The organism is Pseudomonas protegens (genome assembly GCF_003732485.1).
Taxonomy (GTDB): Bacteria; Pseudomonadota; Gammaproteobacteria; order Pseudomonadales; family Pseudomonadaceae; genus Aquipseudomonas; species Aquipseudomonas protegens_B.
This window is the reverse complement of sequence record NZ_MOAK01000086.1, coordinates 458,261-463,801: the sequence shown is the minus strand read 5'-3', so window position 1 is coordinate 463,801 and position 5,541 is coordinate 458,261. Positions and strand designations below refer to the sequence as shown.

Here is a 5,541-nt window from a genome sequence, read left to right as displayed (position 1 = left end):
CTGCTTGCACTTCAAGGTCACGCAGACGCTTGATGGAAGCACGGATGGTTTTGTAGTTGGTCAGCATGCCGCCCAACCAGCGGTGATCGACGTACGGCGAACCGCAACGTGCTGCTTCTTCAGCAACGATCTTGCCAGCGGAACGCTTGGTGCCGACGAACAGAATCTTGTTTTTGCCCTGGGCCAGACGCTCTACGAAAGTCAGAGCTTCGTTGAACATTGGCAGGGTTTTTTCAAGGTTGATGATGTGAATCTTGTTGCGCGCACCGAAAATGTACTTACCCATTTTCGGGTTCCAGTAACGAGTTTGGTGACCGAAGTGCACACCGGCCTTCAGCATATCGCGCATGTTGACTTGGGACATGATAGTTCCTTAGTAAGTCGGGTTAGGCCTCCACGTATCCCAATGACCAACCAACAGCATGTGCTGAGGGCACCCAGGTCATCGTGTCGACACGTGTGTGGGTTTGAGCTTTTCGGGGCATCCCCGGAAAGCGGCGCATTTTATACCACAGCGCAGGCCAAAACGGAACCCGGATTCACATCCTCCTATCCTTGCAGTTTTTGCCCTGCCCTTGGATTCAGCCCAGAATGCACCATTGTATAGAGACAAGCGCCAGCAGAACCTCAGATTTGCGCTGAGGCTCTGTTAGAATCGCACCTTTGCGGCTTCTGAAAACCTCACCGGTTCCATCCCGGCTCCAGCCTTGCAGGGGCAGGTTTTCAAGCCATTCCGTGTTTACCGCGCCATTGAGCGTCAAGAGAGCCTGTATGACCGTCACCCTCAAAACTCCCGAGGACATCGCCAAAATGCGTGTCGCCGGCAAACTGGCCGCCGAAGTCCTGGAAATGATTGCCGAGCATGTCAAACCCGGTGTCACCACTGAAGAGCTGGACCGTATCTGCCATGACTACATCGTCAATGTGCAGGGTGCGATCCCGGCACCGCTGAACTACAAGGGCTTCCCCAAATCCATCTGCACCTCGATCAATCACGTGGTGTGCCACGGCATTCCCAACGAGAAGCCGCTGAAGGATGGCGACACCCTGAACATCGACGTCACCGTCATCAAGGACGGCTACCACGGCGACACCAGCCGCATGTTCCACGTCGGCACCGTGCCGGTCTGGGCCGAGCGCCTGTCGCAGATCACCCAGGAATGCATGTACAAGGCCATCGAACTGGTGAAGCCTGGCTGCCGCCTGGGCGACATCGGCGAAGTGATCCAGAAGCACGCGGAAAAGAACGGCTTCTCGGTGGTTCGCGAGTTCTGTGGCCACGGCATCGGCAAGGTCTTTCACGAAGAGCCACAGATCCTGCACTACGGCCGCTCGGGCACCGGCATGGAACTCAAGGCCGGCATGACCTTCACCATCGAGCCGATGATCAACCAGGGCAAGGCCGACACCAAAGTACTGGGCGACGGCTGGACCGCGATCACCAAGGACCGCAAGCTCTCGGCACAGTGGGAACACACCCTGCTGGTGACCGAAACCGGCTACGAGATCTTCACCCTGCGCAGCGATGACACCATCGCCCGGGTGTCTGCCTGACCCACAACGCCGCGTCCCGACCCTATAGATAGACAGGAAAGCCAATCGATGCCGCAGGTGGATCCCGAACTCTTCGACCGTGGCCAGTTCCAGGCGGAACTGGCTCTGAAGGCCAGCCCCATCGCCGCCTTCAAGAAAGCCATCCGTCAGGCACGAGACGTGCTCGACAACCGCTTTCGCAGCGGCCGGGAAATCCGTCGGCTGATCGAAGACCGCGCCTGGTTCATCGATAACATCCTGCAAAAGGCCTGGGACCAGTTCAGCTGGAGCGAAGACGCCGACATTGCCCTGGTGGCGGTCGGCGGCTACGGCCGCGGCGAGCTTCACCCCTATTCCGATATCGACCTGCTGATCCTTCTGGACAGCGCCGATCACGAGATCTTTCGCGACTCCATCGAACGCTTTCTCACCCTGCTCTGGGACATCGGCCTGGAAGTCGGGCAAAGCGTGCGTTCAGTGGACGAATGCGCCGAAGAGGCCCGGGCCGACCTGACGGTGATCACCAACCTGATGGAAAGCCGCACCATCGCCGGCCCCGAACACCTGCGCAAGCGCATGCTGGACGTCACCAGCACCGCACATATGTGGCCGAGCAAGGACTTCTTCCTGGCCAAGCACGCCGAGCAGAAGGCTCGCCACCACAAATACAACGACACCGAATACAACCTGGAACCCAACGTCAAAGGCTCCCCCGGCGGCCTGCGGGATATCCAGACCATCCTCTGGGTCGCCCGCCGCCAGTACGGCACCCTGAACCTGCGGGCCCTGGCCGGAGAAGGTTTCCTGGTGGAAAGCGAGAACGCCTTGCTGGCCTCCTCCCAAGAGTTCCTGTGGAAGGTCCGCTACGCCCTGCACATGCTCGCCGGGCGCGCCGAAGACCGCCTGCTGCTGGACCACCAGCGCTCCATCGCCGAACTGCTGGGCTTCAGCGGTGAAGACGCCAAGCAATCCATCGAAAGCTTCATGCAACAGTACTACCGGGTGGTGATGAGCATCGCCCAGTTGAGCGACCTGATCATCCAGCACTTCGAAGAGGTAATCCTCGCCCCCGAGGACGAAGCCCCACCGCAGCCGATCAACGCCCGCTTCCAACTGCACGACGGCTATATCGAGGCAATCAACGACAACGTGTTCAAGCGCACGCCGTTCGCCATGCTGGAAATCTTCGTGCTGATGGCCCAGCACCCGGAGATCAAGGGCGTACGCGCCGACACCATCCGCCTGCTGCGCGAACACCGGCACCTGATCGACGATGATTTTCGTCACGACATCCGTAACACCAGCCTGTTCATCGAACTGTTCAAATGCGAGATCGGTATCCACCGCAACCTGCGGCGGATGAACCGCTACGGCATCCTCGGGCGCTACCTGCCGGAGTTCGGCTTCATCGTTGGACAGATGCAGCACGACCTGTTCCACATCTATACCGTGGACGCCCACACGCTGAATCTGATCAAGCACCTGCGCAAGATGCAGTACACGCCGATCTCCGAGAAATTCCCCCTGGCCAGCAAGCTCATGGGCAAGCTGCCCAAGCCCGAACTGATCTACCTGGCCGGCCTTTACCACGACATCGGCAAGGGCCGTCACGGTGACCACTCGGAAATCGGCGCGGTGGATGCCGAAGCCTTCTGCGTGCGCCACCAGTTACCCCTATGGGATACCCGGCTGATCGTCTGGCTCGTGCAGAACCACCTGGTGATGTCCACCACCGCCCAGCGCAAGGACCTGTCCGATCCACAGGTGATCCACGATTTCGCCCAGACCGTGGTCGACCAGACCCGACTCGACTATCTCTACGTGCTGACGGTCGCCGACATCTACGCCACCAACCCGACCCTGTGGAACTCCTGGCGCGCCAGCCTGTTGCGCCAGCTCTACACCGAAACCAAGCGCGCCCTGCGCCGCGGCCTGGAAAACCCGGTGGACCGCGAAGAGCAGATCCGCCAGACCCAGAGCGCCGCCCTGGATATCCTGGTGCGCAACGGCACCGATCCGGACGAGGTCGAGCAGCTCTGGTCGCAACTGGGAGACGACTACTTCCTGCGTCACACCGCCGGCGATGTGGCCTGGCACAGCGACGCGATCCTCCAGCAGCCGGCCGATGGCGGGCCACTGGTGCTGATCAAGGAAATCACCCAGCGCGAGTTCGAGGGTGGCACCCAAATCTTCATCTACGCCCCGGACCAGCACGATTTCTTCGCGGTGACCGTGGCCGCCATGGACCAGCTCAACCTGAACATCCATGACGCGCGGATCATCACCTCCAGCAGCCAGTTCACCCTCGACACCTACATCGTCCTGGACAACGACGGCGAGTCCATCGGCAACAACCCGCAGCGGGTCGAGCAGATCCGCAAGGGCTTGACCGACGCCCTGCGCAACCCCGACGACTACCCGACCATCATCCAGCGCCGGGTACCACGCCAGCTCAAGCATTTTGCCTTCGCCCCCGAGGTGACCATCCACAACGACGCCCAGCGCCCGGTCACCGTGCTGGAGCTCAGCGCCCCGGATCGCCCGGGCCTGCTGGCGCGGATCGGCAAGATCTTCCTGGAGTTCGACCTGTCGCTGCAGAACGCCAAGATCGCCACCCTGGGCGAGCGCGTGGAAGACGTGTTCTTCATTACCGACGCACACAACCAGCCCCTTTCCGACCCACAGCTGTGCAGCCGCTTGCAGGATGCGATCGTCGAACAGTTGAGTGTCAGCCACGAACCGACTATCGAAATGACCCGCCTGAGCATTTGACGGGACTGAATCGCCGCCTTGAGTGAGATACCGCACCAATGAACAACGCTCTGAACCAGCTGCAACCTTACCCGTTCGAAAAGCTGCGCGCCTTGCTCGGCACCGTGACGCCCAACCCGGACAAGCGCGCCATTGCCCTGTCCATCGGCGAACCCAAGCACCGCTCGCCAAGCTTTGTCGCCGAAGCCCTGGCCAGCAACCTCGATCAGATGGCGGTCTACCCCACCACCCTGGGCATCCCGGCCCTGCGCGAAGCCATCGCCGGCTGGTGCGAACGGCGCTTTGGCGTGCCGACCGGCTGGATCGACCCAGCGCGCAACGTCTTGCCGGTCAACGGCACCCGTGAAGCGCTGTTCGCCTTCACCCAGACCGTGGTCAACCGCGGCGACGACGCCCTGGTGGTCAGCCCCAACCCCTTCTATCAGATCTACGAAGGCGCGGCCTTCCTCGCCGGGGCCAAGCCGCACTACCTGCCGTGCCTGGATGAAAACGGCTTCAACCCGGACTTCGACGCCGTGCCGGCGGAAATCTGGCAGCGCTGCCAGATCCTCTTCCTGTGCTCCCCGGGCAACCCCACCGGCGCGCTGATCCCGCTGGACACCCTGAAGAAACTGATCGCCCTGGCCGACGAGCACGACTTCGTGATTGCCGCCGACGAGTGCTACAGCGAGCTGTACTTCGACGAACAGACCCCGCCGCCGGGCCTGCTCAGCGCCTGCGTCGAGCTGGGCCGCAAGGACTTCAAGCGCTGCGTGGTGTTCCACAGCCTGTCCAAGCGCTCCAACCTGCCGGGCCTGCGCTCCGGTTTCGTCGCCGGCGACGCGGACATCCTCAAGGGTTTCCTGCTGTACCGCACCTACCACGGCTGCGCCATGCCCGTGCAAACCCAGTTGGCCAGCGTCGCCGCCTGGAACGATGAAGTGCACGTACGTGCCAACCGCGCCCTGTACCGCGAAAAGTTCGATGCCGTGCTGGCGATCCTCGCCCCCGTGATGGACGTACAGCGCCCGGATGGCAGCTTCTATCTGTGGCCGAACGTGGCCGGGGATGACGCGGCATTCTGCCGCGACCTGTTCGAGCAGGAGCACGTGACCGTGGTCCCGGGCTCTTATCTGTCGCGGGATGTGGACGGCACCAACCCAGGCGCCGAGCGTGTGCGCATGGCGCTGGTCGCGCCGCTGGCGGAGTGCGTGGAAGCAGCGGAACGGATTCGCGATTTCGTTCTGCGTCGCGCGT

Annotated in this window: 3 protein-coding genes and 1 pseudogene; 3 read left to right on the top strand and 1 reads right to left on the bottom strand. The window is 61.8% G+C overall.

What is annotated here, in order from left to right:
- Window positions 1–364 (bottom strand): annotated as a pseudogene (rpsB, locus tag BLX41_RS36590) (30S ribosomal protein S2); the annotation flags it as partial.
- A gap of 407 nt (window positions 365–771) precedes the next feature.
- Between rpsB and map the strand changes: the two are divergent.
- The 3 genes from map to dapC form a co-directional block, all read left to right on the top strand.
- Window positions 772–1,554, top strand: coding sequence for a type I methionyl aminopeptidase (gene map, locus BLX41_RS29055; protein ID WP_123727651.1), 783 nt, complete (start codon window positions 772–774; stop codon window positions 1,552–1,554).
- A 48-nt stretch (window positions 1,555–1,602) separates the two neighbouring features.
- A complete protein-coding gene (locus BLX41_RS29050; protein ID WP_123727650.1) occupies window positions 1,603–4,305 on the top strand; it encodes a [protein-PII] uridylyltransferase in 2,703 nt (900 codons plus the stop codon).
- Between the two features lie 38 nt (window positions 4,306–4,343).
- A partial coding sequence (gene dapC / locus BLX41_RS29045) for a succinyldiaminopimelate transaminase (protein WP_123727808.1) occupies window positions 4,344–5,541 on the top strand: 1,198 nt, incomplete at its 3' end.